The organism is Thermosynechococcus sp. HN-54 (assembly GCF_023650955.1).
Lineage (GTDB): Bacteria > Cyanobacteriota > Cyanobacteriia > Thermosynechococcales > Thermosynechococcaceae > Thermosynechococcus.
The window spans coordinates 801126-826215 of sequence record NZ_CP098039.1 but is presented as its reverse complement, the minus strand read 5'-3'; the positions used below and the strand labels follow the sequence as shown (position 1 = coordinate 826215).

Sequence of the window (25090 nt, the reverse complement as noted above, 5' to 3'; positions counted from 1 at the left end):
AATTAAAATGTAAATTACTGATAAATCCCACCTGCAATGACCTCTACTCTGGAAGAAAAACTACGGGCTGCTTTTACGCCAGAACAAGCGCATTTACTAGCGGAAGTGATCCGTGAAGCCTATGACGATGTCGTGAGGGCCAAGGACTTCAATGAGCTGAAGTCAATTGTTGCCGATCTTGGCCAAGCCCAAAAACGCACCGAAGAGCGAGTAGAGGAACTGGCTCAGGCGCAAAAACGCACGGAAGAGCGGGTGGATCAGCTAGCTGCTGCGGTAGATAAATGAGCTGCTGCCCAAGAGCGCACAGAAAGGGCGGTGAAACAACTCGCGCGACAAGTGGGAGGCCTTAGCGAAGCCCTCGGTGGTTCCCTAGAAGACTTAGCGCTGGAGGTGGTACCAGAAATTCTAGAGCATCGCTGGGGGATGGAAATTGAATTTTGCGATCGCGACATTCTGCCCCTGCGCAATGGGGAATACGAGTTTGACTTAGTGATTCGCGGTCCCATAGAAGGACGCCCCCTATTGGTGCTAAGGGAAGTGAAAAGTAATATCACTGAATCAGAGGTGGAGCGATTTTTGAATCTTGTGGCTCAAGTAGAGGCCAAGGAGGAGATTCGTCCCCTCTTTTTTGGCTATCGTTTAGAACGGGCAGCCAAGGACTTGATTCGCGAACGGGGTGCCGTCATGGTCACGACACGGGGTAAATACTTCCCCGAATGAGTCTTCTGAGAATTGCTACATTTAACAATAATAGGTGACAACCAGCAGCTCACTAATCTTACCGCGTTTATGGCGATTGGAGTTGATGACACGGCTGGCCTTGAGTTCAATGCAGCGCCAAGATCGATACAGTTGCAGCATGGGTTCCACCCAAGCATTGCTGAGCATGACGTAGCATCCCCGTTGAGCCAACTCACCGACAACCTTAGCTAAGGTAATCTGTTCTACCTCGCCAAAGGGCTGATCGGTGTAACTGGTGAAGTTAGCTGTTTTGGAAAGGGGGTGGTAAGGCGGATCAAAGTAGATAAAATCACCCGCTATGGCCCAACTCAAGACCTCTTGAAAATTTGCCACACTTAACGTCACATCGCGTAGGGCACTACTGGCTTGGCGCAGGGTCTCTGGGTCAAAAATCTGGGGATTGCGGTAGCGCCCCATGGGAACGTTGAACTGTCCTGCACGATTAACACGATACAGACCGTTAAAACAGGTTTTGTTCAGATAGATAAAGCGAGCGGCGCGCGTCAGAGGATCAAGTTGCTGCTGATCTAAACTGCGAATGTGATAGTAAAAGGTTTCACTGTGCTGTTGACGATACTGCGTCAGTTGCTCAATTAAGTCCTCAACGCGATCGCGCACAATTTGGTAGCAGTTGATGAGTTCGGGATTGCGATCGCTCAACCGCGCCTGCTGAAACTGAAATTCGCCCCGCTGAGCTTGAGCAAACAGATACCAATAGAGAGCTGCACTGCCACAAAACGGCTCAGCATAGCAACGGCACTGAGGGGGTAAGTAGGGGGCCATTTGGCTCAACAACTGGGACTTGCCCCCCGCCCACTTCAAAAAGGGTTTTGGTTGAACAGTAATCCCTGCAGCCACTAGGCCGGTGGAAACAAGATGAACAACAGCCCCTGCTGCCCCACGAGCAATTCCCGTAGGAGCGTGACAATGCCCACCCAAATAATGGGGCTAATATCCACTCCCCCAAGGGGCGGCACGACGCGGCGAGTTGGTGCCAGCACAGGCTCTGAGAGCCAGTAAATCACTTTCAATGGCCCTTGGGTGAGGTTAATCTGGGGGTACCATGTAAGGACAATCCGCACCAGAAAGATCAGGGTAAAAATGGCGAGGATGATTCCCAGTACCCAATTGATGACAACAACGGCAGGCATTGGCATTCCTTATACTACCCCAAATTATTATCCCAAAAAATGATCAAGGGCAGCTTTAAGTTCTGCGAGTTCCTGATCAATGCGTCCCTCTTGAGCAGCACGAGTCACACATTCATTCAAATGCTCATCGAGAATCAGCCTTGCCACTCGATCCAACGCCCCCCGCACTGCGGCAATTTGAATCAGCACCTCTGGGCAAGGCCGACTATCCTGCACCATCGTTTTGATACCACGCACATGCCCTTCAATGCGCGAGAGTCGATTGACGATCGCCCGCAGGGATTCTTCAGTGTGATGATGGGGATGGGAATGCAGGGAAGGGGAAGAATGGGAATGGGATTCAGTGCCCACGGCAAACAGTCCTAAACAATCAGTACAACAATCAACCTATTGAACAGAATATTCAACAGATTAGGAACTAGGGTTTTGTTGCTCCCTGTTGAAAATAATTTCTTAAATTCACTAAGCGTTGGCGATTCATGGCCGCCAGTTGTTGGCGCTGAGCAGGGCTGAGAACTTGTTGGACTTCTAAAGCAGCCGCAAAACGTGTTCGTTGCAGCATCTCCCGTAAGCTCATCACCAAGTCAAATTGTTGTTGGAGTTGAGCCGTGGGGGCACCCGCCACCAGCAGTTTCTCTAGTTGTTCTTCAGCCGTATTCAAAGCTGCCTGTTGTTCCTGCACTTTTTGCTTATACTGTCTGTCGATCGCCTGCACTTGCTGAGCTTGCTGGGGTGTTAGGCTGAGGCGCTCCATCCATTGAGTCAGAGGAGCAGCATTCGCCCCTAGACTGATCAAAGAGATAATGATTGTGGCACATCCCCAGAGCAATGGCTGGCGTAAAGACATTGATGATTCCTCGCACGGAACGGCAACCAAGGGTTGCACAGCAATTGTAGCAAACTTGCTAGCTGCGCTTAGTTTTGGCCATGAATGTTACCGCTCGTTTCTCAGTTCTTAAGTGGGCGTTTGCCTTGGGCGTCACTCCCGTAACTGTTGCCCCTAGGGAAGTCGTGATAGTATCGGGACACATCCCCCGCAGGACTCAGTGGACGAACCGACGTGACAGAACCAATTTTTTGGTTGGCGGTGTCACTGGTATTAGTGGCCGTATGCTTGGCAGCCGTTCTGGTTGCTGCCATTCCGGCATTTATGGAGTTGGCACGGGCGGCTCGCAGTGCCGAAAAGCTCTTTGATACCTTGGGGCGTGAACTGCCACCCACCCTAGAAGCAATTCGCTTGACGGGTCTAGAGATTAGCGATCTCACCGATGACATTAGCCAAGGGGTAGAGAGTGCGGGCAATGTGGTCAAGCAGGTGGATCAAGGGATTACAGCGGCAAAACGCCAAGTTCAAGAGGCGAAAGTGACCACCCGTAGTGTCTTTGCCGGGGTAAAAGCCGCATGGCAAACGTGGAATCGTCCCAGTCGCAAACCCTCGCGGTTGCCCCCGAGTCAATTGTCACCGCCGCCAGAGCGATCGCCCCAAGAGCGCCGTGAGCAGGCCAAGGAAAGCTGAATCACCCCTTGGCGTAGGGTCGCCACTGGCTCAGCCCCTAGCTTGAGTTGATACTCTGTGGCTAAGAGAATCTGCAAACAGGCCTGAAGGGCAGGCAGAGCAACAGCGTTCACTTCTTTTTGCAGGAAATAGACCCGTTTCGGATTTCCCACTTCGGCTAGCTTGGCAATGCATTGATTGTCGGGCTCATGGTTGAGCAACTTGACCCACAACCAGGTGCGAAATTGTTTCGTCAGGGTCGCCAAAAGGCGCAAGGGGGGTTCATTTTGTAGTAGCAAGTCCTCCAGTTGGCTCAGGGCAGTGGCTGTGTCTCCCCGCAGCAGGGTACTGGCAAGGGTGAGGCTACTTTGTTGGGTGGCATGAACAAGGGTTGTGATGTCTTCAGCGGTAAGGGGGCGATCGCCCGCAAACAAGGCCAATTTTTCTAATTCATTGTGGAGTTGGCGGCTGTCATTGCCCACGGCTTCGGCAAGAAGTTGTATTCCTTCTGGGGGCAGGCGGACTTGATAGCGTTGAGCCGCCTTACGGATCTGCTGTTCAATCTCAGCGGTTTTCCAAGCGGCAATCGGACTAAATTCCTGAATGTTGCCATGCTGTTGCAGCAGCTTGACGGCTTTACTGCGGCTGTCGGGCTTTTGGCCACTGGTAAGGAGTAAATGACAGTTCGGGGGAATTTGCGGCAGGGTGAGTTCTAAATCTGCGAGTAGTTCCGGACTACAGCGTTGACCCAGTGTCGTATTCACCAGCCACACCAAGCGATCGCCCCCTCCCAAGGGCGGCGTCATCACCTGTGCTAACGCAGCTTGAACGGCCTCAGCAGCCTCCCCAGCAAATTTTTCGAAGTTAAAACTTTCCCACAGGGGATCGACGACCTGTTGCCGTAGGTCTTTCACGGCCTGCTCGAGTCGGAATTGATCCTCCCCCCAGTAGAAGTAAACGGGCATGATGCGGAAATTTTCCCTTATCCACTAGGATAAAGACATTGTGGCGGAGAATTTAAGGAAATGTTGCAATCTTGTTCCCGATGGCCATCCCGCCTTTTGGCGCTGGGTACACTGGGGGTAGGGTTAGCAATCGCTCCCCTCTTCTGGCAGCCCGCAGACTCCCAAGAAACGCCTTCCCAAGCCCTCACCATCTTGGCTGATGTGCAGCAGGCGAATGCCGTCACAGGAGTGATCACGGCACGGGGCAATGTGCAACTGCGTTATCCTGCCCGCCAAATTCAGGCCACAGCGGCACAGGCACAATACTTTAGCCGTGAGGGGCGCATTGTCCTCAGTGGGAATGTGTATGTTTTGCAACAGGGGAACAGTCTCCGGGCTGACACCATCACGTATCTTATTGAGGAAGCCAAATTTGTCGCTCTGCCCGCCCCTAGCCGCCAAGTCGAATCTATTTTAATGATCCCCGATGACCCTAACCAACAAATTCTTACACCTGTGCAACCCTAACGGGCGGTTTGCACTACCGACCACGCTTCGCCTAGAGGGGGTATGTAAACGGTATGGCAGTCGTTGGGTGGTGGATCACGTCAGTCTCTCGGTGGCACGGGGAGAAGTGGTGGGTTTGCTGGGACCCAATGGTGCAGGGAAAACGACAACCTTTTACATGGCCACGGGGATTGAACGACCGGATTATGGCCGAGTATGGCTGGATGATGAGGATATTACCCAAGCTCCCTTGCATCAGCGGGCACGACGGGGCATTGGCTATCTGCCCCAAGAACCGAGTATCTTTCGCCAGTTGACGGTTGCTGAAAATATTCTCTTGGTTTTGGAGGAGACGGGCGTGCCTCGGCGGCAGTGGCGCGATCGCTTGGATCAACTGCTGACGGAATTTCGCTTGACCCACATTGCCCACACCCTCGGTCGGCGAGTCTCAGGGGGAGAACGGCGGCGCACCGAATTAGCCCGTGCCTTGGCAGCCGGAACCCAAGGCCCCAGTTTTTTACTGCTCGATGAACCCTTTGCGGGCGTGGATCCCATTGCTGTTCATGACCTACAGGACATGATTGCCAAGCTGCGCGATCGCCAAATGGGCATTCTCATTACCGATCACAACGTGCGGGAAACGCTGGAAATTATTGACCGTGCCTACATTCTCCGCGAAGGGCAAATTTTGGCCGCAGGAAATAGTTGGGAACTGGCACAGGATGCCAAGGTGCGGCAATACTACCTCGGTGAGGACTTTCGTTTTTAGGCATGATCAGGGCACTTCGAAGGGGTCGGTTTCCTTTCCTCCCCAAGTTGGATCAGTATCTTCTGGCGCTGCTGCTGCCGGGCTTCCTCTTTGGCGTCACGATCTTTACCACCTTGGCGCTAACTGTGGGGACAATTTTTGATCTAGTGCGGCAAATTGCCGATGCGCAACTGCCCCTGACGATTTTGCTGCAATTGATTGGTTATCAACTGCCCGGCGTGTTGGTCTTGGTCTTTCCGATGGCCGTGCTACTAGCGGTTGTGGGGGCGATGAGTCGGCTCTCGGAGGAGGGGGAGTGGATTGCGCTGCGCAGTGTTGGCATTTGTCTGCGGCGTCTGCTCGTGCCGGTGGTTGCCTTTGCCCTGTTAGTGAGTGGGATGACCCTAGCCCTCAATGAAATCGCCGTACCGATCGCCAAGTTTGAATCGCAAAAACTAATGCGGGAGTTGCTGCAACAGGAGCGCACCCTCGGCTCAGGTACCGATATTTTTTACCCTGAGTACGATCGCCACGGTGAGGTACGGCGACTCTACTATGGGCATCGCTTTGACGGCAGCCGCATTCAAGGGATCACAGTTTTGGATTTTTCGCAACCGCAGGTGACGCAGGTCATTAGTGCTGAATCCGCTGAGTGGAATGTGCGGGAGAGTCGCTGGTTACTCTCTCGGGGGGTAGCCTATTTGATTAGCCACACGGGGGTCAGCCGCAATCTCTTGCAATTTGACCAACAGGAGATCCGCTTGCCTCGACCTGCCCAATCTCAACAACTGCGGCCAACAGATGTGGATGAACTCTCGATCACTCAAGCACGCCGGGCGCTGCAACGTCTCGATCCCGATCAAGAGCCAGAACTGGTGCGTGCCCTAAAGGTTCACTTGGCTCAGTCCCATGCTCAGCCCTTTTTGGCCGTGGTCTTTGCCCTTTTAGGGGTGGGGTTTGGCCTCAGTGCCTCCCAACGGCGAGGGCGACAGGGATTTGGCATTAGTGTGGCGGTGGTGTTTGGTCAGTACGTGCTCACGTTTTTTCTTGGTGCGCTGGGGACGATTGGCACACTCTCCCCCCTTGCGGCGGCGTGGTTGCCCCACGGCATTGGCTTGGTGGTGGCGATCGCCCTACTGTGGCGCGCGGATCGCAGCTAGAGAGTTATGATGAAAGAAGTGCTGATTGCTGATCCATGCCGCAAACGTTTGATCTTCACGTTGTTGAGACGCGACCCTTGTTGACGCCTGCTACCCTGCTGGCGGATTTACCGCTGACCGAATCCCAAGCCACCCTTGTGGCCACAACCCGCGATCGCATTCGTGACATTTTCAAGGGGTGCGATCGCCGACTGCTGGTCATTGTGGGGCCTTGTTCAATTCACGATGTCAAGGCGGCCTTGGAATATGGGGAAAAGTTGGCGCGGGTGCGCGATCGCCTGCGGGATAGTCTTGAGATCGTCATGCGGGTTTATTTTGAAAAACCACGAACCTCTGTAGGCTGGAAAGGACTGATCAACGATCCGCACCTCGATGGCAGCTATGATATCAACACCGGGCTACGCCTCGCACGCAAGCTGCTGCTGGATTTGGCCAACTTGGGGATGCCCGCCGCTACAGAATTGCTCGATCCGATCATTCCCCAGTACATTGCTGATGTTGTGAGTTGGACCGCCATTGGTGCTCGTACGACGGAAAGCCAAACCCACCGTCAAATGGCGTCGGGTCTCTCGATGCCCGTAGGCTTCAAAAATGGTACCGACGGTCACTTAGATTCGGCGATTAATGCCATGATCGCGGCACAGCAATCGCACCATTTTCTGGGAATTAATGCTGAAGGCCGTGCCAGTATTGTTGCCACCACTGGAAATCCCGATACCCATCTTGTACTGCGCGGCGGCAAAGAGGGCCCCAACTATTCTGCTGCCCACATCGAAATGGCCGCTGCACTCCTAGAGCGTAAGGGACTCACCCCGCGGCTGATGGTGGATTGTAGCCATGCCAACGCTGCCAAAGATGCCCAACGCCAAGTGCTAGTGTGTGAAAATCTTGCCCAGCAGGTACAGCAAGGCTCCCGTTATCTAGCGGGTGTCATGATCGAGAGCCATCTCAAAGCCGGCAATCAACCGATTCCCAAGGATCTTTCCCAATTGGTCTATGGCCAGAGCATTACCGATCCCTGCGTGGACTTTGTGACAACAGTAACGATGCTCGAACAATTGGCTAGTGCTGTCGGGTCACAACTGGTCGCCAGATAAGTGGCTCGCCGATTGCAGCAGGAGAAGCTAGTCCCTTGCCTTTTGGGGAGGGAGATTTAATGAAAAAAACTCTTCCTCATCTTTGAGGATTTGAAACACTTTATCCATGCTTGTGAGTTCAAAAAGCATCATCATCTGCTTGGGGATGTTGCAGAGGTAAAGCTGTCCTCCACCTGCACGGACTGTTTTCAGAGCAACAACAAGAGCACCCAATCCAGAACTGTCAATGAAGGTGACATCACCACAATCCAGCAATAGGGCTTGAGTCCCCCCTTGAACCAACTCACTAATGGTTTGACGAAATTCCTGAGCTTGGGGGCCACCAAAGACCCCAGACAGCTTAATGACTTCGACAGTGTTGGCCATAACAGGATGATGGAAAGGATTTCCCCGCTAGTATACAGCCTTTTTTTCACTGAGATTCGTCATGGGATAAACCCATAACCGCCCTTTGCTGAGTTCTAGGGATGGGGTGCTCTGTGAAATTTTGTGGAGCGAGTGTAACAAGCCGTAGTAGTCATAGTAGGCTTAACTCTAGCCGTTGAGAAATTTTTAGGACGATAACTCATGGTGCAACGTGGTTCTAAAGTCAAGATTCTCCGCCCTGAATCCTACTGGTACAACGAAGTGGGCACCGTCGCCTCTGTGGATCAAACCCCCGGCGTCAAATATCCTGTAATTGTGCGCTTCGACAAAGTCAATTACACCGGCTACAGCGGCAGTGCCAGCGGTGTGAATACCAACAACTTTGCGCTTCACGAAGTACAAGAAGTCGCTCCGCCCAAAAAAGGCAAATAGTCTCTGGGACGGTGCCAGAATTACCCGAAGTTGAAACCGTACGCCGTGGGCTAGAGGTCGTCACCCTTGGGCAACCCATTGTTGGGGTCGAGGTGCTTCTAGCCCGTTCTATTGCGCTTCCTGAAGAGCCTCAAGCGTTTATTGATCAGCTGCGCGATCGCACCCTGCAACAATGGCAACGCCGCGGTAAATATCTTTTAGCAACCCTAGATGACGGCAACCACCTTGTCATTCATCTGCGCATGAGTGGTCAGTTACTGTGGCTCACTGATCCCTCACCCCCTTGTTCCCATACGCGCGTGCGCTGGTTTTTCCAAACGGGAGCCGAACTACGCTTTGTGGATCAACGTACCTTTGGCCGCTGTTGGTGGATTCCTGCGAATTGCGTTGTGGAAGCGGCAATTCCGACACTGGCAACATTGGCGCCGGAACCGCTGAGTGAGGCCTTTACAGTGAGATTCTTGGCGAATCGGCTGGCTCAGTGTCGTCGCCCCCTAAAAACCGCTCTCCTCGATCAAACAATTGTTGCTGGCATGGGCAATATCTATGCCGATGAAAGTCTCTTCTTGAGCGGCCTCCACCCCACCCTCCCCGCCCATACCCTAACGCTCGATCAGATCACTCGCCTTCATGAGGTGATTCGCCAAGTGCTGAGGGAGGGCATTGCGGCGGGGGGCACCACAATCCGAACCTTTGTGAGTCCAGAAGGAGTGAATGGTCACTATGGGGGACAGGCATGGGTCTATGGTCGCAAGGGCGAAGCCTGCCGCGTCTGTGGCACAACGATTGAACGGCTGCGCTTGGCAGGACGCTCCAGTCACTATTGCCCTCAGTGTCAGCCCCTTTCTTCGGCAATGGGCAAATAAAGGGTGAGAATTTCACCTGCTTGGCGATCGCGCCGTTGAATCACCTTGGCACCAACCGCCTCAATGAGCAGTTTTGCCGCCTGAAAGTTGAGACTCAGTTGCCCAGTCGCGGGATGCCACAGGAGGAGGTGCCCCAAGGCGGCCAGATCACTGCGATGTTTGTACTGAGGCGATCGCAATTCTAGTTTCAGGTGCTGTCCTGCCTGTTGCACCACCAGTTGCAGTTCACTATCGGGGGCGAGGGTTTGGCTGTAGTACTCAACTAACCCAGTGAGAACCTGATCCAAGGAAGCCGCATCTATGAGAACCACGGGCAGATGAGTTGGATAGTCCAACACCAGCTTCACTTGGCGGCGGGAAGCCTGTTTTTGCCAGCGGCAGAGGTTGGCCGTAAACAGTTCATCGAGAGAGGTCTGACCACAGGCTAAAGGGGGTTTCGGGCTAGGATGGCTCAAGATTTCTGCTGCTTGATCCCAGAGATTGAAGCGCGTGATTTGATCCTGAATTTCTTGGCCGATTTTTTGCAAGTATTGGTAGGTGCGCTGGGGCAAGTTCTCCTGCCGTTGCAGTAATTGAATAAAGGTATTGATGGTTGTTAGGGGGGTGCGCACTTCGTGGGAGAGGGCTTGCAGAATACTAATATCAGCAGCCATGGCAGTGGGGAGTTTCGGTGCAGCAGTCGGTAACGGTTGAGGTTGACTGAGCTCCAATAGCCACTGGCCAAACTGATTCACAAGACGATAGCTAGGTGGAACCATCTCCACGGTAGCCAGCCACTGATCGATGGGGTGGAGATCGGCAAGGGGAAGTTGCTGCCGCAACTGCTGCCAAAAGCTGTGAATGTCCTCTGGAGCAAAGGAAAAGTGCAGCCCCCGCTCCCCTTGATAGTTCAGTAGCAGGTTGACTTCAGGGCTGAGGAGCAAACAGAAGGGACTGGTACTCTCGCTGCCAAGGGGCAGGGTTTTCAGAGGGGGTAGGGCAGGATTGGCAGCTGCCGCCGGTAAATAGGAGCGCGATCGCCCTTGGGGAAGCAATACATAGGTTTTGAGGTGGCAATTGTGAACCATTAAACTTGGAAAGGAAACCAAAAAGCCCTCAATTGGATTGATGACTGCCAGCAATTTCTCAAGGGCAGCCACCCCTGCCTGCCACTGCCAAAAGCGATCGCTGGCACGGATGTCATAATGATCAGTATGAATATGATCAATATGATCAGTATGAATATGATCAATGGCTAAGTGCGAGCCTCCCATAGCAGCCGATGCAACGTCCCCAACTGCCTCGACCATAGCCCCAATGCTTCCGATCTGCCTAGGGGTAAAACCGTACTTAGGCAGGGATGATGCCGTACAGGTCGTAAATATCGGCAGCAGTAATCTCCACAGGGACGATGGTGCCTAAGGTGGCTCTTCCCTTCACATAGACCACGCCATCGACATCGGGGGCAAATCGGGGCGATCGCCCAATAAACTCCCCTGTTTGTGGGTTTTCCTGCTCAATCAACACGGGTACAGTTTTACCCACTTCAGCAGCATTTTTACGTTGGGCAATAGGCTGTTGCAGTTGCATCAGGCGATCGCGCCGCGCCGTCTTGATCGCCTCTGGAATCTGATGGGGTAGGTCGTAGGCAGCCGTCCCTTCCTCAGCCGAGTAGGTAAAGACCCCTACGTGGTCAAACTCATGCCGCTGCACAAACTGGCAGAGATGCTCAAAGTGGCGCTCAGTCTCACCGGGGAAGCCAACAATAAACGTCGTGCGCATCACTGCTTCGGGTAATTCCTGCCGCAGCCGTTCGATCAGGCGATCATTCACCCCCGCTTGCCAAGGCCGATTCATGGCGCGCAGGACCTCTGGATGGGAATGTTGCAACGGCAAATCAAGATAGGGCAAGATATTGGGGGTTTCTCGCATCGCTGCCATCACATCCGCCGTCAACCCAGTGGGATAGGCATAATGTAGTCGAATCCACGGCACGTCCACTTCGCCAAGGGCACGGATCAGAGCAGCGAGTTGGGGCTGACCATAGAGATCAATTCCATAGTTGGTGGTAATTTGCGAAACAATAATGATTTCTTGGACGCCCTCGCTGGCCAGTTGATGGGCTTCCTTAACAATGGATTCAATGGAGCGCGATCGCTGGTTGCCCCGCAGATGGGGAATGATACAAAAGGCACAGCGATAGTCACAGCCTTCCGCAATGCGCAGATAGGCAACGGGTTCTGGCGTGGTACGGTAGCGCGGCACAGTTTCATCGGCAATATAGGTAGGCACGGCACTAATTTGCTGCACTCGCTCACCACTTTCGACCCGCTCAATCACCTCCACAATGTGCTGGTAATCACCGCTGCCAACGACGGCTACCGCTTCGGGAAGCTCCGCCAAGAGTTCTCCTTGAAAGTGCTGCGCCAAACAGCCTGTAATCACAATCTTCTTATTGGCTTCTGCCAGTTCCACCAGTGTGCGCACCGACTCTTCGCGGGCGGCTTGGATAAAGCTACAGGTATTAACAATGACGTAGTCGGCTTCGGTTTCATCCGTACCCACCCCATAGCCTGCTGCCGCAAGGAGACCAATCATGTGCTCCGTATCCACGCGGTTCTTATCACAGCCAAGGTGGGCAAAGGCAATTTTGGGTTTTGTTGGGTTTGGCATCTAAAGGGGTCAGCAGCATCTAACAGTAGGGGGTAATATCTTCACCACACTCGTCAGCCAAATAGGTGAGCGAGCGGAAGCGCAACCCCACTAATTGATCATAAAGGGGATTGAGTTTACAGAGGGGGGGAATATGGACAATCTTGCGACCAAAGAGGGTAATGTCGCGCTCAAAGGGGCATTGGGGGGGAATCAGGCGGCAGAGAAAGCGAGCCACCTTGGCATCTTTGACCTCTAAACCATCCAGCCAGTGGCGCACGGGACCCAAGAGGTGCAGCGTTTGTTCATTGCTCTCGTGCTGACCATCAAGGGTGTGCTTCAGGGACTCTAGGGCATCAATTTCCAGTCCCAAGGCGTTGCAGAAGCGTTGCAGTTCAGCATCCTCCGATTGGGAGTAAATGCCATTAGCAAGCGCCACCATCACGGCTGTGCGCAGGAAATTCTCGGCAAGGGCGCGATCGCCCCCAAAGGTAGCCACGAGTTCTGCATCGCTGGCGGGGGAAAAATGCTCAAGATCAATTTCTGGGGCAATTTCTTCGCGAATCAGGCTGGCAATCAATTGCTGCTCTTCGGGATCAAAGTGGCCATCGGCACAGGCGACACTTAAGAGGCCTTTGATCCAAATCGCTGTTTGTTCCGGTGTCAGTTCAAGGGTAGATGCCGCTGTCGTTGCCATACCGGTCGTCCCAAGGTTGTTGCTCACTACGACTGTACTCTAGGTCTTGGCCTTTCGTGCCATCCTGAACCACAGGTAAAATCCTTGCTACAATTGACGAAGTTTTGTTAAGCGCTGTGTCACATCCTTGACTGTTTCGCTGCTGCCCTCCACTTGCTCGACCCCTTGGCACGCCCTTGATCCGATTTGGCAGGGGGATGCGGCGGCGATCGCCCAAGGATTGCCCCATGATCTTTTAGCGCCTGCGTGGCAAATCCTGATTCTCGGGGATGGCTCCCCCACCCGCCACTTGCAACTGCTCACCGGCGAAACCACGGAAGTGGATGTGATTGATATGTCAGCGATTGGTCACGCTAGCGATCGCGCCCCAGCGCAACTGCAACTGATTCCTAGCCCACGGCTGCGGCGTCAAGTGTGGCTACGAACAGCTTCGGGTCAACGTTTGGCCTATGCCACCTCTTGGTGGGAAGCCGCCCATGTGGATGAGTATTTGCAAAATCGCGCTATGCCCATTTGGACGAACCTGGCGCAGCGCAAAGTGGAACTCTATCGTGACATTCAGGCGGTGTACCTAGGGCACTCTGAAACCTTGGCAGCGGCCTTTGGTGAAGCGGGGCCTTTTTGGGGACGCCATTACCTCTTTTGGCACGATCGCCGGCCAATTACGCTGATCTATGAAGTCTTTTCCCCCTATCTCTGTCGTTACCTTGGGCCCATGAGCCGTAAGTCCATTTGACGAATTCAGCCCCCACGTTTGCCTAGAGCGGGTGCCTCCGTAACGTTTTGTAAATATAATATGAACAGCTTTTTGTTCCCTGAGGGGAGCAGGTTCATCTTCGTCAGTTAGGGTAGCGTCATTCATGCGAGTTGCAATTGCCGGTGGTGGCTTAGCGGGCTTAGCCTGTGCCAAGTATCTAGTGGATGCAGGACATACCCCCATTGTGTTTGAGCGTGCCAATGTCCTTGGGGGCTTGGTGGCGGCATGGCAGGATGCCGATGGGGATTGGGTGGAAACGGGCTTGCACGCCTTCTTTGGTGCCTACCCCAATATGCTGCAACTCCTAGAGGAATTGGGAATTAGCGATCGCCTGCAATGGAAACGCCATGCCTTGATTTTTAACCAACCGGAAAAGCCGGGGGTGCTCTCGTGGTTTGACGTGCCGGATATTCCCTCTCCCTTTAATGTGCTGCTCTCGATTTTGCGCAACAACGATATGCTGACGTGGGAGCAGAAATTCCGTTTTGCCTTGGGGCTGTGGCCGGCGATCGTGCGGGGGCAAAAATACGTTGAAGCGATGGACAAGTATACCCTCCTCGAATGGCTGCGACGCCAAGGCATTGATGAGCGAGTCAACTCCGATATTTTTATTGCGGCCTCGAAGGCACTCACCTTCCTAAACCCCGATGAAGTCTCGGCCACGATTCCCCTGACGGCAATGAACCGCTTTCTGCGGGAACGCTATGGCTCAAAAATTGCCTTCTTGGATGGGGCACCGCCGGAACGGTTGTGTCAGCCGATTGTGGATTATGTGACGGCGCGGGGCGGTGAAGTGCACACCAATGTGGCTCTGCGGGAAATTGTCCTCAATGAAGACCTCTCGGTGCAGTCCTTTGTCATGGCCGATCGCGAGGGACAAGAGCGCTTTGAAGTCACAGCGGATGCCTATGTCTCAGCGATGTCGGTGGATGCGATTAAACTACTGGTGCCGAAGCCATGGCAAGACTTGCCCTTTTTCCAGAAACTCAATGGCCTCGAAGGCGTCCCTGTGATCAACGTCCAAATCTGGTTTGATCGCAAGTTGCCAACGGTGGATCATCTCCTCTTCTCGCGATCGCCCCTGCTGAGTGTTTATGCCGATATGAGCGAAACCTGCAAGGGCTATGCCGATCCCGACAAGTCAATGCTAGAGCTGGTATTGGCGCCTGCTGCTGAGTGGATTGGCCACAGCGATGAGGAGATTATCGAGGCGACCCTTGCGGAACTGGCCAAGCTCTTCCCCAATCATTTGCCGCAACCTGCTAAAGTGCTGAAAACAGCGGTGGTGAAAACCCCCCGCTCAGTCTATAAAGCCACCCCCGGTCGCCAAGCCTTTCGTCCAGATCAAACCACGCCTATTCCCAACTTCTTCCTTTCGGGGAGCTATACGATGCAGCCCTACCTAGGGAGTATGGAAGGTGCGGTACTTTCTGGTAAGCTGACAGCGCAGGCGATCGCGAAGCGGCTCGCAGAGAGCAACGCCCCGCAGCCCCCTAAACCCTCTACTCAGACCGTCGCCAATGCTGCAACTGCCTAGAGCCGAGTACGTCCCTCCCTTGATTTCCCTCGACGAGGCCTACGAGTTGTGTCGTCAGGTCACTGCCGCCTATGCCAAAACGTTTTACCTCGGCACGCTGTTGATGCCCCCCGCCAAGCGCCGCGCCATTTGGGCCATTTACGTCTGGTGTCGGCGCACGGATGAACTGGTGGATGGCCCCCAAGCAGCAACGACAACCATGGCCACCCTTGATGAGTGGGAAGCACGCCTTGAGGATATTTTTGCTGGGCGTCCCCACGATGGTATGGATTTGGCTCTAACGGCAACGCTGGAACAGTACCCCCTCGACATCCAGCCCTTTCGGGACATGATTGCCGGCCAGCGCATGGATTTGCACCGCAGTCGCTACGAGACCTTTGCTGAATTGGAACTCTATTGCTACCGCGTTGCGGGTACCGTTGGCTTAATGTCCCTTGAGGTGATGGGGGGAAACCCCTATAGCGATCGCCTGTGTTCCCCTTGGGTGGATCCCTATCAGGCCAAAGGCACCCTCAAGGATCAAGCGATCGCCCTTGGCATTGCCAATCAACTCACCAATATCCTGCGGGATGTGGGGGAAGATATGCGGCGGGGACGGATTTACCTGCCCTTAGAGGACTTAGCTGCCTTTGACTACACCGAAGAAGACTTACAACGCGGGGTCATTGACGATCGCTGGCGGGCACTGATGCGCTTTCAAATTCAGCGGGCACGGCAATTTTACCGTGAGGCGGAAGTGGGGGTTGCCTACCTCGAGCGGGATGCGCGGTGGCCGGTGTGGTCGGCGCTGATGCTCTATCGCCAGATTCTTGATGTCATCGAAGCCAACGATTACGATGTCTTTAATCGGCGCGCCTTTGTCTCTGACTGGCGCAAGCTGCTGTTTATTCCCATTTCTTGGTTCAAGGCCAGCTTCTAGGCACCATGGCAGATCTCTACGTGGATTGGGACGAGTACCATCGCACCATTGAACAGTTGGCGATCGCTATCTATGAATCAGGATGGCAGTTCAATCAAATCCTCTGCTTGGCCAAGGGCGGCCTGCGAGTGGGTGATATTCTGAGCCGCCTGTTTAATCAACCCCTAGCGATTCTGGCGGTGTCCTCCTATGGCGGGGTGAATAACCAACAGCGGGGGCAGATCACCTTTGCGCGGGACTTAACCATGACCACTGCCACCCTCGGTAGCCATGTCCTTTTGGTAGATGATTTAGTGGACTCTGGCCTGTCATTGCAGAAAACCCTGCGCTGGTTGGAGGTCAAATATGGTTTTGCCGTGGAGGAAGTGCGCACGGCTGTCCTCTGGTACAAAGCCGCCTCCTGTATTCGTCCGGACTACTACGTCCACTACTTGCCCGAAAATCCATGGATCCATCAACCCTTTGAACGCTACGAACAACTTACCGCCGCTGATCTTGCTCGCACCCTAACGCCCTGTCCATGACCCCTCCGCTCACTCCACCGCGCCAATGGCAGCGTCGCCACGTTCTCTCTCTCCAGGACTTTACAGAGGCAGAGCTAGATATTGTCCTGCAAACAGCGCTGAGCTTTCAGGAAGTCCTGAATCGTCGCACCAAAAAAGTCCCCACCCTGCAAGCGCGGGTTGTCGCCAATCTTTTCTTTGAAAGCTCCACTCGTACCCGCAATAGCTTTGAACTGGCGGCCAAACGTCTTTCTGCGGATATTCTCAACTTTTCCCCCGGTACCTCGGCACTGAGTAAAGGAGAAACGATCCTCGATACGGCCAAAACCCTCTGGGCGATGGGGGCAGAATTCATGGTCATTCGCCATCAGCAGTCCGGCGTGCCCCATACGATTGCAGCGGAAATGGATCGCCTTGGCGGTCAGGTGGCCGTTCTCAATGCCGGTGATGGCTTGCACGAGCATCCCTCCCAAGCCCTCTTGGATCTCTTTACCCTCTGCCAGATCTACGATCCGCGTCAGCCCCGCTGTGCCCTGTTGCAGGGGAAAAAAATCGCCATTGTCGGCGATATTCGTCATTCTCGCGTGGCGCGATCGAATCTCTATAGCTTGAAAACAGCTGGTGCTGATGTCCATTTAGCCGGTCCTCCCACCCTCTTGCCACTAGAATTTGCGGAGTATGGGGCAACCCTCCACTGGACGTTGGAACCGGCGCTTGCCGATGCCGATATTGTCATGACCCTGCGCCTGCAACGGGAACGCATGGATCAGCACCTCATTCCCAGTCTGCGGGAATACCATCAACAGTTTGGGATTACCCATGAGCGGCTGCACCTCTGCCGACCGAGTGTGCGGGTGTTGCATCCGGGACCTGTGAATCGCGGTGTGGAATTGAGTTCAGCCTTGCTGGATGATCCCCAGTTCAGTTTAGTGAATCAGCAGGTAACCAGTGGTGTGGCCGTGCGGATGGCGTTACTGTATCTAATGGGAACGTACCATGAGGTCAAGGCATGATTAGGGTGACGTTTCTACCGGATCAGATCTGCGTCGAGGCCGAAGAGGGTGAAAGTTGGTTGAGCGTCGCTGAGCGTGCCGGGGTTGAAATTCCCACCGGATGTCGCATGGGCAGTTGTGGCGCCTGTACTGTGGAATTGGAAGATGGCGCGGAAATTCGCGCCTGTATCTCTGCGATTGGGAGCGATCGCGAGGATGGAACCGACATTACTGCCTATGTGTTTCGTGACCCCACTTGGTAGTCGCAGAGATCAAACACGCTCAAAGCCCTAAAAGCCGGCGGTTAGCGCCAAATGAGAAAGCGCACAGTCAAAAACAGTGCTGAAACCCCCAACTGCAACGCCGTAATGGGCACCCCATAACGCAGGAAGGTTTTGAAGCTAATACGGCGGCCATGGAGCTCGGCAATTCCCGCACCGACAATGTTGGCAGAGGCACCGACGAGCGTGGCATTGCCCCCCAATGTTGCTCCTAGCATCATGGCATAGAACAGAGGCAGCACCTGTGCTGGTAAGTCACCCCCATAGCCAATGTGCAGAATTTCTGAACCCGCTAGTCCCACATCTACGAGGTATTTCTTCAGCAAGGGTACCATTGCCACCACGAGGGGGATATTGGGAATGACGCTAGAGAGAATCCCAATCGTAAACAGGAGCAGGAGTGAGCCAAAGAAGATATTTTGGCCAATGAGAATGGCGAGGAGGTGAGAGAGTTCACCAATGATGCCGGTTTTCTCAAGCCCGCCAATAAGCACAAAAATGCTCATAAAAAAGATCAGGGTGGCCCAGTCCACATCCCGCAGAATATGGGTGACCGTATCAATTTTGCTCTGATGGGACAAAAGGAGTGCAAGGGCAGCGCCCATGAGAGCAACAGCAGGGGGGGCCACTTTGACGACCATGCCATCGCCAATCACAAAAAACGTTAAAACAAAAACGATGATCACACAGCCCACCGCTAGGGTGCGGGGATGATTGATTTGCGGGTGAGGTAAGTGATCGAGGGAGTTGAGTTCTTTGCGCCAAATGCGACGAAAAAGAACCGGCAGACAAAAGACAATGACGGCGATCGCCAGCACCCCCGCTAAACTTAAACGCAGCAGATAATCCGTAAAACTGATATTGATAGCATCCCCGACAATGTAGGTTGCCGGATCGCCCACGAGGGTGAGTAACCCGGCGCTATTGGAGACAATCACCATCAAGATAATTAGGGGCACAAAATCCACGCCGACTTCCGCTGCCATAGGCGGTAAGAGAGGTGCAAGGAGCATCACGGTCGTGGCATTGGGGAGAACGGCACAGATAGGGGTTGTCAGTGCAACGATCCCCAACAGTAAGCGTTTTCCCTGACCGCGGGCGAGGATCACCATTTGGGTCGCTAGATACTCGAATATCTTTGTCGGTTCAAAGGCACGCACCAAGACCATGACACCGAAAAAGAGCGCGAGGGTGCCATGACTGCGGCCGATGTAGCTAATGGCCTCCCCAAGGGTCATGATGTTGAGAAAAACAAGGAGAATCGCGCCCAAAAAGGCCGCAATCGTGATGTTGATCCACTCGGTCATGATCAGCAGGATCACGCCTAGGAAAATGGTGCCAGCAGCAAATGCGTGCCAGTGTTCAATCAGCATTGAGCTTCCTAAAAATGGCTAAGAGGATGAGATTCGGTCAACCCTACAACACCGAACAACTGGAACACTGAGCAGTTGTAAAAAACAGTCAGTCTCCAACTGAATGCCGACGAAGTTAGCTGCCGGGCTAGGATTCAGTGGTATCCCTTCTCGGTTGAGAACGCGCCCCTCTTCGTTGGTTCCTCCGCTCTAAGCTGCAAACGCTCAGATTAGGCAAAAACAGATAAATTGCTACTCAACGTAGCACAGGCTTCTGAGGGGATTCAAGAGAATTTCTTCTATGGGTCTGATAGAAAATATCAATACAATGTTTTCCGGAGTGTTGTGCTTGGGTGAGATGTGTCAAAATGTTTCCTGTGTCAATTTAACAGCGGCCTACCCTTGCAAACTCCTACGGCGATCGCCCTTGGCAATTTTGACGGTGTCCATCGAGGGCATCAAGAGGTTATCCGTACCCTCGTTGCGGCAGCCCCTCCCGACTGTTACCGTTCAGTGATTACGTTTTCGCCGCATCCGCAGGCATTTTTTACGGGCGAAGAGCGCCTCCTCCTCACCCCAGAGGCTGAAAAACGTGTCCTTTTGAACCAGTATGGGATAGAGCAGGTGATTGTGCTGCCCTTTACCCATGCCTTTGCCCAACTCTCGCCTTTAGAGTTTGTGGAGCAGATTTTGGTACAGCAGTTGCAGGCCAAGGTATTGAGTGTTGGCTTTAATTTTGGTTTTGGTCGGGGGCGATCGGGGACAGCGGAGGACTTGCGCACCCTTTGTGCGGCCTTTGGCATTCCGGTGCATATTGTGCCCCCCTATTGTCGGGGGAGCGATCGCGTGAGTAGCTCAGCAATACGTGCAGCCCTCGCCGAGGGAGATGTCGCCTTGGCACGGGAGCTGTTGGGACGCTCCTATAGCTTGACAGGCACTGTCACTCAAGGGGAACGGTTGGGGCGTCAGTTGGGATTTCCCACCGCCAATTTAGCTCTCCCTCCGGACAAATTATTGCCTCGCTACGGCGTCTATGCCTGCCGCGTTACGGGGGCAGCCTTCACCAGCGAGCAGTTGGGGGTAGTGAATATCGGCGTGCGACCGACAGTGACGGGTCGGCAGGTCAGGACAGAAGTGCATCTGTTGAACTGGCAGGGGAACCTCTACAATCAAGAGATCACGCTTCATTTAGAGGCCTTTATTCGCCCAGAGGTACGGTTTCCCAGCTTGGCTGCCCTCCAAGCGCAAATTGGCGCTGATTGTCAAGTAGCGGCTGATCTTCTAAAACGAGTGGTCTCCTATGCGTGAACCCCTACAGCGACTGGTTGATAACCTAGGACAGGTGATGGTGGGCAAAGACGCCGCCATTGAGTTGATGTTGGTGGGCTTGTTAGCCGGGGGACACGTCTTGCTAGAGGATGTGCCGGGGGTGGGGAAAACGCTCTTGGCCAAGGCCTTGGCGCGATCGCTGGCGGGCACCTTTCAGCGTATCCAAGCCACACCCGATCTACTGCCAACGGATTTATCGGGCACCAATATCTGGAATCCCAAAACGGCAGAATTTGAGTTTCGCCCCGGTCCTGTCTTCTGCAATATCCTGCTGGCGGATGAGATTAACCGCGCCACACCGCGTACCCAATCAGCACTGCTAGAAGTAATGGAGGAGTACCAAGTCACGATTGATGGTGTCACGTATCCTCTCCCTCAGCCCTTTTTTGTCATTGCCACCCAGAACCCCGTAGAATACCAAGGCACGTTTCCGCTGCCAGAAGCCCAGTTGGATCGCTTTGCCCTCTGTTTTAGTTTGGGCTACCCCACGGAGGAAGAAGAGCTGCAAATGCTGCAACGGGTACAGGGGGGGCTAGATGTCAATCAACTGGAACCCTGCCTGAGCTTGGCGGAGATCCAACAGTTGCGGCAACAGGTGCTACAGGTGCGGGTAGATTCAGTCCTGCAAAAATATATGCTTGCTTTGGTGCGCGCCAGCCGTGAGAGCGATCGCATTACCTTGGGAGTGAGTCCTCGCGGTACCGTCATGCTCCAGCGCACGGCTCAGGCTCTAGCCTTTCTCCAAGGGCGTGACTATGTTCTGCCCGATGATGTCAAGCAGTTAGCTCCCCACGTGTTGGCTCATCGGTTGATTACAACGGCTGGCCGTTCAGGGCGTGCCTGTGTGGCAGAATTATTGGAAATGGTAGCAGTTCCCTAGGGGGAGTTGGCGCGACTGTTCTCTGTGAACATCTCTGCGATCGCCAACCTGTCATTGTAGTGTTAAGTCTTTTTAACATCGCGATCGCCCTCGCAACCGTCGAAGGATTTAGGCATTTATGACAACGATACTCATGACACAAGCCCTCCAACGGCAGGGGGAAATTTGGCATCACATCCTCAGCAGTCAAAACATCACTGTGATTTGGGAAAACCTTGATGCTGACATTCTTGCTGTGCTAGAGGGCATGGAAACGGCTGGTTTAGCCTTGCCCCAATTGCTCCTGTTGGATATGGGCATGACGGTAACCAATCCCTACCGCTTTTGTCAGGTGGCTCAGTCCCGCTTTCCGGGGATACCTGTGGTGATTACTGCTGGTCAGGATCGCCAAATTAGTGCAGCGGAACGGCGTTGGGCTTTGCGGATGGGGGCTGTAGATCTCTTACCGGGGATTCAAGAGTCGAGTTTGATTGCTACCGCCGTTTCCCATTTGACTCGGGTGCTGGAGATTCTCGATGCCCTACCAATTCAGCAGGATGCCCTGATGGAGAGCCTCAGTCGCTTAACAGCACCCACACCAGCCGCAGCCACACCAACACCCCCCCCAGCCCCTCCATCTGCTCCACCATCTACACCTGCACCCCCTACCCAATACCGTGGGATTAGCACCGTTGCCGACACTGCGCCAGCGCCCAAAGGGGATGAGGAAGGACAGCGTCGTCGTCGCTATCGTGGCTCCAGTTATTGAACTCCTCAGGCCGGATTCGAACCAGCGACCAATCGGTTAACAGCCGACCGCTCTACCACTGAGCTACTGAGGAACATTGACGATTTTTCATCGTAGCGTAGTTGACTATCCTTGACAAGCCTTGCCAGCCTCTAAGGGCAAATTTTTTCCCAGCGCTGCCGCAGGTCAGTCACGACCCGATCAAGGGCGACGGCATGGGAGGCCTTAAAGAGGAGGCGATCGCCCGCTTTTAACTCCCTCAACAAATAGTCCACCAATTCTTCATGGGAGGCAAATTGCTGAGTGGGAACGCGCCCCGCTCCCCGCGCAAGGGCTGCCCCTTCCACCCCCCGATCAAGAATCAATAGAGCATCAAGCTCCAACTGAGCAACCGTTGCCCCCACCTGCTCATGGAAAGCAATCGAAAAGTCTCCCAGTTCCCGCATCGGACCTAGAACCGCTAAATGCCGCCGACCGGGGAGCGATCGCAACAGGTGCAAGGCGGCCACCATCGATTCCAATCCCGCATTGTACGTTTCATCCAGCAGCAGAATATCCGGCTCGAGGCGATAGCGACCACCACGACCACTGGGCAGTTCTAGCGTCAACTGGGAGGGCAGGCGATCGCTCTCTAGGCCAAGGGCTTGCAGCACCCCAAGGGCTGCCAAAAAGTTGAGGGCATGGTGTGCCCCCGCAAGGGGAACGGTGTAGGTGCGTTCATCCACGTGGAGGGTTTGGGGCGGTTGATAGATTCCCCGTAGGGTGCCCCCCTCAAGGCCATAGGTGATCGTGTGCCCTGACCAGACCTGCGCTGCGGTGGACAAGAGGAGGGGGCTATCGGCATTGAGCACTGCGGCTCCCCCTGAGGGCATTTCAGCAAGAAGTTCACACTTGGCTTGGGCAATGGCTTCGCGCGAACCAAGGCGACCAATATGGGCGGTACCAACATTGGTAATCACAGCAACATCCGGTTGAGCGATCTGGCTCAAAAGAGCAATTTCACCGCGAGCACGCATTCCCATTTCAATCACGGCAAATTGGTGGTGCGGTTCCAGTTGCAGCAGCGTTTTGGGCACACCAATCTCGTTGTTAAAGTTGGCCTCGGTTTTGAGGACGGCGCCATAGTGACTAAGGACAGCGGCAATCATTTCCTTGGTGGTGGTTTTGCCCACCGAGCCAGTAACGGCAATGACGTTGGCTGGACATTGCTGCCGCCACCACTGCCCCAAGCGTTGATAGGCAGTTAGCGTATTGGGCACCTGAAGTTGGGGAAGGGGGGAAGGGACAGGTGCCTCGACAATGAGGGCGATCGCCCCCGCTGCTGCCGCTTGATCCACAAATTGATGACCATCAAACGTTTCTCCTCGCAGCGCCAGAAAGACATTGCCGGGGGTAATTTGGCGAGAGTCAGTGCAAATGCCCGTCACTGGCAGATGAGACGCCGAGACTTCTACCCCCAAGGCACGGGCGATCGCCCCTAGGGTGGTGTTCACGATCTAGCTCCGCCAATATGGCTACACTTGAGGTAGGGTTGCAACACCTCTGGTACCCGCACCGTGCCATCGGGTTGTTGGTAGTTTTCGAGAATAGCCGCCATGGTTCGTCCAACGGCTAGGCCAGAGCCATTGAGGGTGTGGACAAACTGGGTTCCCTTTTGCTTAGCTCCTTTGAAGCGAATCTTGGCACGCCGCGCTTGAAAATCGCCAAAGTTCGAGCAACTGGAAATTTCGCGGTAACAACCCGCAGCGGGAAGCCACACCTCTAGGTCGTAGCACTTCATGGCACCAAACCCCAAATCCCCCGTACACAGTTCAATCACGCGATAGGGCAGCTTCAGGGCTTGGAGAATGAACTCGGCATCGGCCACAAGGGCTTCATGCTCAGCGGCAGAGGTGTCCGGGTGAACAAATTTCACTAACTCCACCTTGTTGAATTGATGCAGGCGAATCAGGCCGCGTGTATCTTTGCCATAACTCCCCGCTTCACGGCGAAAACAGGGGGTGTAGGCACAGTGGTAAATGGGCAGTTGATCGGCGGCTAAAATTTCATCGCGATAGAGATTGGTGACGGGTACTTCTGCTGTCGGAATCAGCCAAAGATCATCATCGGCACAGCGAAAACTTTCCTCAGCAAATTTGGGTAACTGACCCGTGCCGGTTAGCGAGGCACTATTGACCAGCAAGGGCGGCAAGACTTCGACATATCCCCGCTCACGGTGGGTATCGAGCATGAATTGGATTAAGGCACGCTCAAGGGCAGCCCCCATTCCCAGTAGCGTGACAAACCGACTCTGAGCCACCTTGACTGAACGCTCCACATCCCAGAGTCCCAATTGGCTGGCAATTTCCCAGTGGGGCTGACAAGGGTGGGTTGGCTTATACTCGTCGCCCCAGCGGCGTACCTCAACGTTTTCCGTTTCATCGCGGCCAATCGGGGTGGTCTCACTAGGAGGGTTGGGAATCGTTAGCAGCAGGCGTTCCAGTTCCTCTTTGATCTGCCGTTCTTGGGGTTCGAGATCACTCAGTTTTTGCTTGAGATCGTTGGCCTCGGCCTTGAGGGCTTGAATTTCTGGATCCGTCGGGGCAACGCCGGACTTGATCTTTTTGCCAACGAGGGCACCAATTTCGTTACTGCGGGCTTGGAGGTGCGATCGCTGTTGTTCCAACTGACGCTGCTGCGCATCTAACTCTAAAATGCGCTCAAGGTCAAAGTCACCACCGCGCCGTCGCAGGCGATCGCCAAAGGCTTGGGGATTTTCTCGCAGTTGCTTCAGATCAATCACAGTTTTCGATCAATTATCAGATGGACGGAAACCAGTGCAAACCGCATTGATCCTACACCAAGGGGGGAGATTGACTCTAGGGGGCAGCATGACCAAAAAACTGCGTCTAAAGCCCAACCCTTGCGGTCAGAGGAGCATCTCAACAGTTCCAATAGGCGGCCTTGCGCTCCACTGTAGAACATCCCATCGGGGATCC

At 54.1% G+C, this 25090-nt stretch carries 30 protein-coding genes, 1 tRNA gene and 1 riboswitch; of the genes, 18 read left to right on the top strand and 13 right to left on the bottom strand.

What is annotated here, in order from left to right; genetic code table 11:
* Positions 1 to 36 precede the first annotated feature (36 nt).
* Together NBE99_RS03985 and NBE99_RS03980 are read left to right on the top strand one after the other, a co-directional pair.
* On the top strand, positions 37 to 285 hold the full coding sequence (locus tag NBE99_RS03985) for a hypothetical protein (protein ID WP_250683203.1): 249 nt from the start codon (positions 37 to 39) through the stop codon (positions 283 to 285).
* 30 nt (positions 286 to 315) lie between these two features.
* The gene (locus tag NBE99_RS03980; protein WP_250683202.1) at positions 316 to 720 is read left to right on the top strand and encodes a hypothetical protein; all 405 of its coding nucleotides are present in this window, start codon (positions 316 to 318) and stop codon (positions 718 to 720) included.
* Positions 721 to 741: 21 nt separating this feature from the next.
* Here the strand turns inward: NBE99_RS03980 and NBE99_RS03975 are convergent, their stop codons facing one another.
* The 4 genes from NBE99_RS03975 to NBE99_RS03960 all read right to left on the bottom strand — a co-directional run bounded on the left by NBE99_RS03975 (position 742) and on the right by NBE99_RS03960 (position 2739).
* Positions 742 to 1524 (bottom strand): DNA adenine methylase, encoded by a 783-nt coding sequence (locus NBE99_RS03975; protein WP_250683201.1) that lies wholly within the window; start codon positions 1522 to 1524, stop codon positions 742 to 744.
* A 74-nt stretch (positions 1525 to 1598) separates the two neighbouring features.
* On the bottom strand, positions 1599 to 1892 hold the full coding sequence (locus NBE99_RS03970; protein ID WP_315897288.1) for a YggT family protein: 294 nt from the start codon (positions 1890 to 1892) through the stop codon (positions 1599 to 1601).
* A gap of 27 nt (positions 1893 to 1919) precedes the next feature.
* Positions 1920 to 2243: a metal-sensing transcriptional repressor gene (locus tag NBE99_RS03965; protein ID WP_250683199.1), complete on the bottom strand. Its 324-nt coding sequence runs from the start codon at positions 2241 to 2243 to the stop codon at positions 1920 to 1922.
* Between the two features lie 67 nt (positions 2244 to 2310).
* The gene (locus NBE99_RS03960; RefSeq protein WP_250683198.1) at positions 2311 to 2739 is read right to left on the bottom strand and encodes a Spy/CpxP family protein refolding chaperone; all 429 of its coding nucleotides are present in this window, start codon (positions 2737 to 2739) and stop codon (positions 2311 to 2313) included.
* A 213-nt stretch (positions 2740 to 2952) separates the two neighbouring features.
* Between NBE99_RS03960 and NBE99_RS03955 the strand changes: the two genes are divergently transcribed.
* Positions 2953 to 3408 (top strand): hypothetical protein, encoded by a 456-nt coding sequence (locus tag NBE99_RS03955; RefSeq protein ID WP_250683197.1) that lies wholly within the window; start codon positions 2953 to 2955, stop codon positions 3406 to 3408.
* On the opposite strand, the gene holA is transcribed toward NBE99_RS03955, so the two are convergent.
* Positions 3345 to 4352, bottom strand: a complete 1008-nt coding sequence (holA, locus tag NBE99_RS03950; protein WP_250683196.1) for a DNA polymerase III subunit delta — start codon at positions 4350 to 4352, stop codon at positions 3345 to 3347. The genes NBE99_RS03955 and holA overlap by 64 nt on opposite strands.
* Positions 4353 to 4412: 60 nt before the next feature.
* Between holA and NBE99_RS03945 the strand changes: the two genes are divergently transcribed.
* From NBE99_RS03945 to NBE99_RS03930, 4 genes are read left to right on the top strand one after another with little or no spacing between them, the layout of a single operon-like run.
* Entirely contained in the window at positions 4413 to 4859 is a 447-nt protein-coding gene (locus tag NBE99_RS03945; protein ID WP_250683195.1) for an LptA/OstA family protein, read from the top strand.
* The gene (lptB, locus tag NBE99_RS03940) at positions 4819 to 5607 is read left to right on the top strand and encodes an LPS export ABC transporter ATP-binding protein (RefSeq protein ID WP_250683194.1); all 789 of its coding nucleotides are present in this window, start codon (positions 4819 to 4821) and stop codon (positions 5605 to 5607) included. Before NBE99_RS03945 ends, lptB begins: the two co-directional genes overlap by 41 nt.
* 2 nt (positions 5608 to 5609) lie before the next feature.
* Positions 5610 to 6746: an LptF/LptG family permease gene (locus tag NBE99_RS03935; RefSeq protein ID WP_250683193.1), complete on the top strand. Its 1137-nt coding sequence runs from the start codon at positions 5610 to 5612 to the stop codon at positions 6744 to 6746.
* A gap of 35 nt (positions 6747 to 6781) precedes the next feature.
* Positions 6782 to 7843, top strand: a complete 1062-nt coding sequence (locus NBE99_RS03930; RefSeq protein WP_250683192.1) for a 3-deoxy-7-phosphoheptulonate synthase — start codon at positions 6782 to 6784, stop codon at positions 7841 to 7843.
* Between the two features lie 27 nt (positions 7844 to 7870).
* On the opposite strand, the gene NBE99_RS03925 is transcribed toward NBE99_RS03930, so the two are convergent.
* A complete protein-coding gene (locus tag NBE99_RS03925) occupies positions 7871 to 8209 on the bottom strand; it encodes an STAS domain-containing protein (RefSeq protein WP_250683191.1) in 339 nt (112 codons plus the stop codon).
* Between the two features lie 201 nt (positions 8210 to 8410).
* Here NBE99_RS03925 and NBE99_RS03920 point away from each other — a divergent pair, with 201 nt between their 5' ends.
* Positions 8411 to 8641 (top strand): photosystem I reaction center subunit IV, encoded by a 231-nt coding sequence (locus NBE99_RS03920; protein ID WP_011057407.1) that lies wholly within the window; start codon positions 8411 to 8413, stop codon positions 8639 to 8641.
* Positions 8642 to 8652: 11 nt separating this feature from the next.
* Entirely contained in the window at positions 8653 to 9507 is an 855-nt protein-coding gene (locus NBE99_RS03915) for a DNA-formamidopyrimidine glycosylase (RefSeq protein WP_250683190.1), read from the top strand.
* On the opposite strand, the gene NBE99_RS03910 is transcribed toward NBE99_RS03915, so the two are convergent.
* From NBE99_RS03910 to NBE99_RS03900, 3 genes are all read right to left on the bottom strand, one after another.
* Positions 9477 to 10760: a sensor histidine kinase KdpD gene (locus NBE99_RS03910; protein ID WP_250683189.1), complete on the bottom strand. Its 1284-nt coding sequence runs from the start codon at positions 10758 to 10760 to the stop codon at positions 9477 to 9479. The genes NBE99_RS03915 and NBE99_RS03910 overlap by 31 nt on opposite strands.
* A gap of 76 nt (positions 10761 to 10836) precedes the next feature.
* Entirely contained in the window at positions 10837 to 12159 is a 1323-nt protein-coding gene (gene rimO, locus NBE99_RS03905; protein WP_250683188.1) for a 30S ribosomal protein S12 methylthiotransferase RimO, read from the bottom strand.
* A 19-nt stretch (positions 12160 to 12178) separates the two neighbouring features.
* A complete protein-coding gene (locus tag NBE99_RS03900; RefSeq protein ID WP_250683187.1) occupies positions 12179 to 12835 on the bottom strand; it encodes a Mo-dependent nitrogenase C-terminal domain-containing protein in 657 nt (218 codons plus the stop codon).
* A 127-nt stretch (positions 12836 to 12962) separates the two neighbouring features.
* Here NBE99_RS03900 and NBE99_RS03895 point away from each other — a divergent pair, with 127 nt between their 5' ends.
* The 6 genes from NBE99_RS03895 (at position 12963) to NBE99_RS03870 (ending at position 17806) form a co-directional block, all read left to right on the top strand.
* Positions 12963 to 13571 (top strand): chorismate lyase, encoded by a 609-nt coding sequence (locus tag NBE99_RS03895; protein WP_250683186.1) that lies wholly within the window; start codon positions 12963 to 12965, stop codon positions 13569 to 13571.
* Positions 13572 to 13695: 124 nt separating this feature from the next.
* Complete coding sequence (pds, locus tag NBE99_RS03890; protein WP_250683185.1) at positions 13696 to 15129, top strand: 15-cis-phytoene desaturase; 1434 nt, start codon at positions 13696 to 13698, stop codon at positions 15127 to 15129.
* The gene (locus NBE99_RS03885) at positions 15113 to 16048 is read left to right on the top strand and encodes a phytoene synthase (RefSeq protein ID WP_250683184.1); all 936 of its coding nucleotides are present in this window, start codon (positions 15113 to 15115) and stop codon (positions 16046 to 16048) included. The genes pds and NBE99_RS03885 overlap by 17 nt, the downstream gene beginning before the upstream one ends.
* A gap of 5 nt (positions 16049 to 16053) precedes the next feature.
* On the top strand, positions 16054 to 16572 hold the full coding sequence (locus tag NBE99_RS03880; protein ID WP_250683183.1) for a phosphoribosyltransferase: 519 nt from the start codon (positions 16054 to 16056) through the stop codon (positions 16570 to 16572).
* On the top strand, positions 16569 to 17564 hold the full coding sequence (locus tag NBE99_RS03875) for an aspartate carbamoyltransferase catalytic subunit (RefSeq protein WP_250683182.1): 996 nt from the start codon (positions 16569 to 16571) through the stop codon (positions 17562 to 17564). Before NBE99_RS03880 ends, NBE99_RS03875 begins: the two co-directional genes overlap by 4 nt.
* On the top strand, positions 17561 to 17806 hold the full coding sequence (locus NBE99_RS03870; RefSeq protein ID WP_250683181.1) for a 2Fe-2S iron-sulfur cluster-binding protein: 246 nt from the start codon (positions 17561 to 17563) through the stop codon (positions 17804 to 17806). The genes NBE99_RS03875 and NBE99_RS03870 overlap by 4 nt, the downstream gene beginning before the upstream one ends.
* 41 nt (positions 17807 to 17847) lie before the next feature.
* Here the strand turns inward: NBE99_RS03870 and NBE99_RS03865 are convergent, their stop codons facing one another.
* Positions 17848 to 19197, bottom strand: a complete 1350-nt coding sequence (locus NBE99_RS03865; protein ID WP_250683180.1) for an SLC13 family permease — start codon at positions 19195 to 19197, stop codon at positions 17848 to 17850.
* Between the two features lie 88 nt (positions 19198 to 19285).
* Positions 19286 to 19423: riboswitch (cyclic di-AMP (ydaO/yuaA leader) on the bottom strand.
* Between the two features lie 155 nt (positions 19424 to 19578).
* Here NBE99_RS03865 and NBE99_RS03860 point away from each other — a divergent pair.
* The 3 genes from NBE99_RS03860 to NBE99_RS03850 all read left to right on the top strand — a co-directional run bounded on the left by NBE99_RS03860 (position 19579) and on the right by NBE99_RS03850 (position 22133).
* Positions 19579 to 20484 carry a bifunctional riboflavin kinase/FAD synthetase gene (locus NBE99_RS03860; RefSeq protein WP_250683179.1) on the top strand — a complete coding sequence of 302 codons (906 nt, stop codon included), beginning with the start codon at positions 19579 to 19581 and terminating at the stop codon, positions 20482 to 20484.
* Positions 20477 to 21385, top strand: coding sequence for a MoxR family ATPase (locus tag NBE99_RS03855; protein WP_250683178.1), 909 nt, complete (start codon positions 20477 to 20479; stop codon positions 21383 to 21385). Before NBE99_RS03860 ends, NBE99_RS03855 begins: the two co-directional genes overlap by 8 nt.
* A gap of 118 nt (positions 21386 to 21503) precedes the next feature.
* Positions 21504 to 22133 (top strand): hypothetical protein, encoded by a 630-nt coding sequence (locus NBE99_RS03850; protein WP_250683177.1) that lies wholly within the window; start codon positions 21504 to 21506, stop codon positions 22131 to 22133.
* A 1-nt stretch (position 22134) separates the two neighbouring features.
* Here NBE99_RS03850 and NBE99_RS03845 read toward each other — a convergent pair.
* The 3 genes from NBE99_RS03845 to serS form a co-directional block, all read right to left on the bottom strand.
* Positions 22135 to 22206, bottom strand: a tRNA-Asn gene (locus NBE99_RS03845).
* Between the two features lie 58 nt (positions 22207 to 22264).
* Positions 22265 to 23605 carry a UDP-N-acetylmuramoyl-tripeptide--D-alanyl-D-alanine ligase gene (gene murF, locus NBE99_RS03840; protein ID WP_250683176.1) on the bottom strand — a complete coding sequence of 447 codons (1341 nt, stop codon included), beginning with the start codon at positions 23603 to 23605 and terminating at the stop codon, positions 22265 to 22267.
* Positions 23602 to 24894 carry a serine--tRNA ligase gene (serS, locus tag NBE99_RS03835; protein ID WP_250683175.1) on the bottom strand — a complete coding sequence of 431 codons (1293 nt, stop codon included), beginning with the start codon at positions 24892 to 24894 and terminating at the stop codon, positions 23602 to 23604. Before serS ends, murF begins: the two co-directional genes overlap by 4 nt.
* Positions 24895 to 25090: the final 196 nt, after the last annotated feature.

Coding starts and splice junctions, on each gene's coding strand:
- NBE99_RS03870 (WP_250683181.1), top strand. CDS start 17,561: ATGATTAGGGTGACGTTTCTACCGGATCAGATCTGCGTCGAGGCCGAA.
- lptB (WP_250683194.1), top strand. CDS start 4,819: ATGACCCTAACCAACAAATTCTTACACCTGTGCAACCCTAACGGGCGG.
- NBE99_RS03880 (WP_250683183.1), top strand. CDS start 16,054: ATGGCAGATCTCTACGTGGATTGGGACGAGTACCATCGCACCATTGAA.
- NBE99_RS03935 (WP_250683193.1), top strand. CDS start 5,610: ATGATCAGGGCACTTCGAAGGGGTCGGTTTCCTTTCCTCCCCAAGTTG.
- NBE99_RS03945 (WP_250683195.1), top strand. CDS start 4,413: ATGTTGCAATCTTGTTCCCGATGGCCATCCCGCCTTTTGGCGCTGGGT.
- NBE99_RS03910 (WP_250683189.1), bottom strand. CDS start 10,760: ATGGGAGGCTCGCACTTAGCCATTGATCATATTCATACTGATCATATT.
- NBE99_RS03985 (WP_250683203.1), top strand. CDS start 37: ATGACCTCTACTCTGGAAGAAAAACTACGGGCTGCTTTTACGCCAGAA.
- NBE99_RS03885 (WP_250683184.1), top strand. CDS start 15,113: ATGCTGCAACTGCCTAGAGCCGAGTACGTCCCTCCCTTGATTTCCCTC.
- NBE99_RS03865 (WP_250683180.1), bottom strand. CDS start 19,197: ATGCTGATTGAACACTGGCACGCATTTGCTGCTGGCACCATTTTCCTA.
- NBE99_RS03925 (WP_250683191.1), bottom strand. CDS start 8,209: ATGGCCAACACTGTCGAAGTCATTAAGCTGTCTGGGGTCTTTGGTGGC.
- pds (WP_250683185.1), top strand. CDS start 13,696: ATGCGAGTTGCAATTGCCGGTGGTGGCTTAGCGGGCTTAGCCTGTGCC.
- NBE99_RS03855 (WP_250683178.1), top strand. CDS start 20,477: ATGCGTGAACCCCTACAGCGACTGGTTGATAACCTAGGACAGGTGATG.
- NBE99_RS03975 (WP_250683201.1), bottom strand. CDS start 1,524: ATGGCCCCCTACTTACCCCCTCAGTGCCGTTGCTATGCTGAGCCGTTT.
- NBE99_RS03900 (WP_250683187.1), bottom strand. CDS start 12,835: ATGGCAACGACAGCGGCATCTACCCTTGAACTGACACCGGAACAAACA.
- NBE99_RS03960 (WP_250683198.1), bottom strand. CDS start 2,739: ATGTCTTTACGCCAGCCATTGCTCTGGGGATGTGCCACAATCATTATC.
- NBE99_RS03850 (WP_250683177.1), top strand. CDS start 21,504: ATGACAACGATACTCATGACACAAGCCCTCCAACGGCAGGGGGAAATT.
- NBE99_RS03930 (WP_250683192.1), top strand. CDS start 6,782: ATGCCGCAAACGTTTGATCTTCACGTTGTTGAGACGCGACCCTTGTTG.
- rimO (WP_250683188.1), bottom strand. CDS start 12,159: ATGCCAAACCCAACAAAACCCAAAATTGCCTTTGCCCACCTTGGCTGT.
- NBE99_RS03920 (WP_011057407.1), top strand. CDS start 8,411: ATGGTGCAACGTGGTTCTAAAGTCAAGATTCTCCGCCCTGAATCCTAC.
- holA (WP_250683196.1), bottom strand. CDS start 4,352: ATGCCCGTTTACTTCTACTGGGGGGAGGATCAATTCCGACTCGAGCAG.
- NBE99_RS03970 (WP_315897288.1), bottom strand. CDS start 1,892: ATGCCTGCCGTTGTTGTCATCAATTGGGTACTGGGAATCATCCTCGCC.
- NBE99_RS03875 (WP_250683182.1), top strand. CDS start 16,569: ATGACCCCTCCGCTCACTCCACCGCGCCAATGGCAGCGTCGCCACGTT.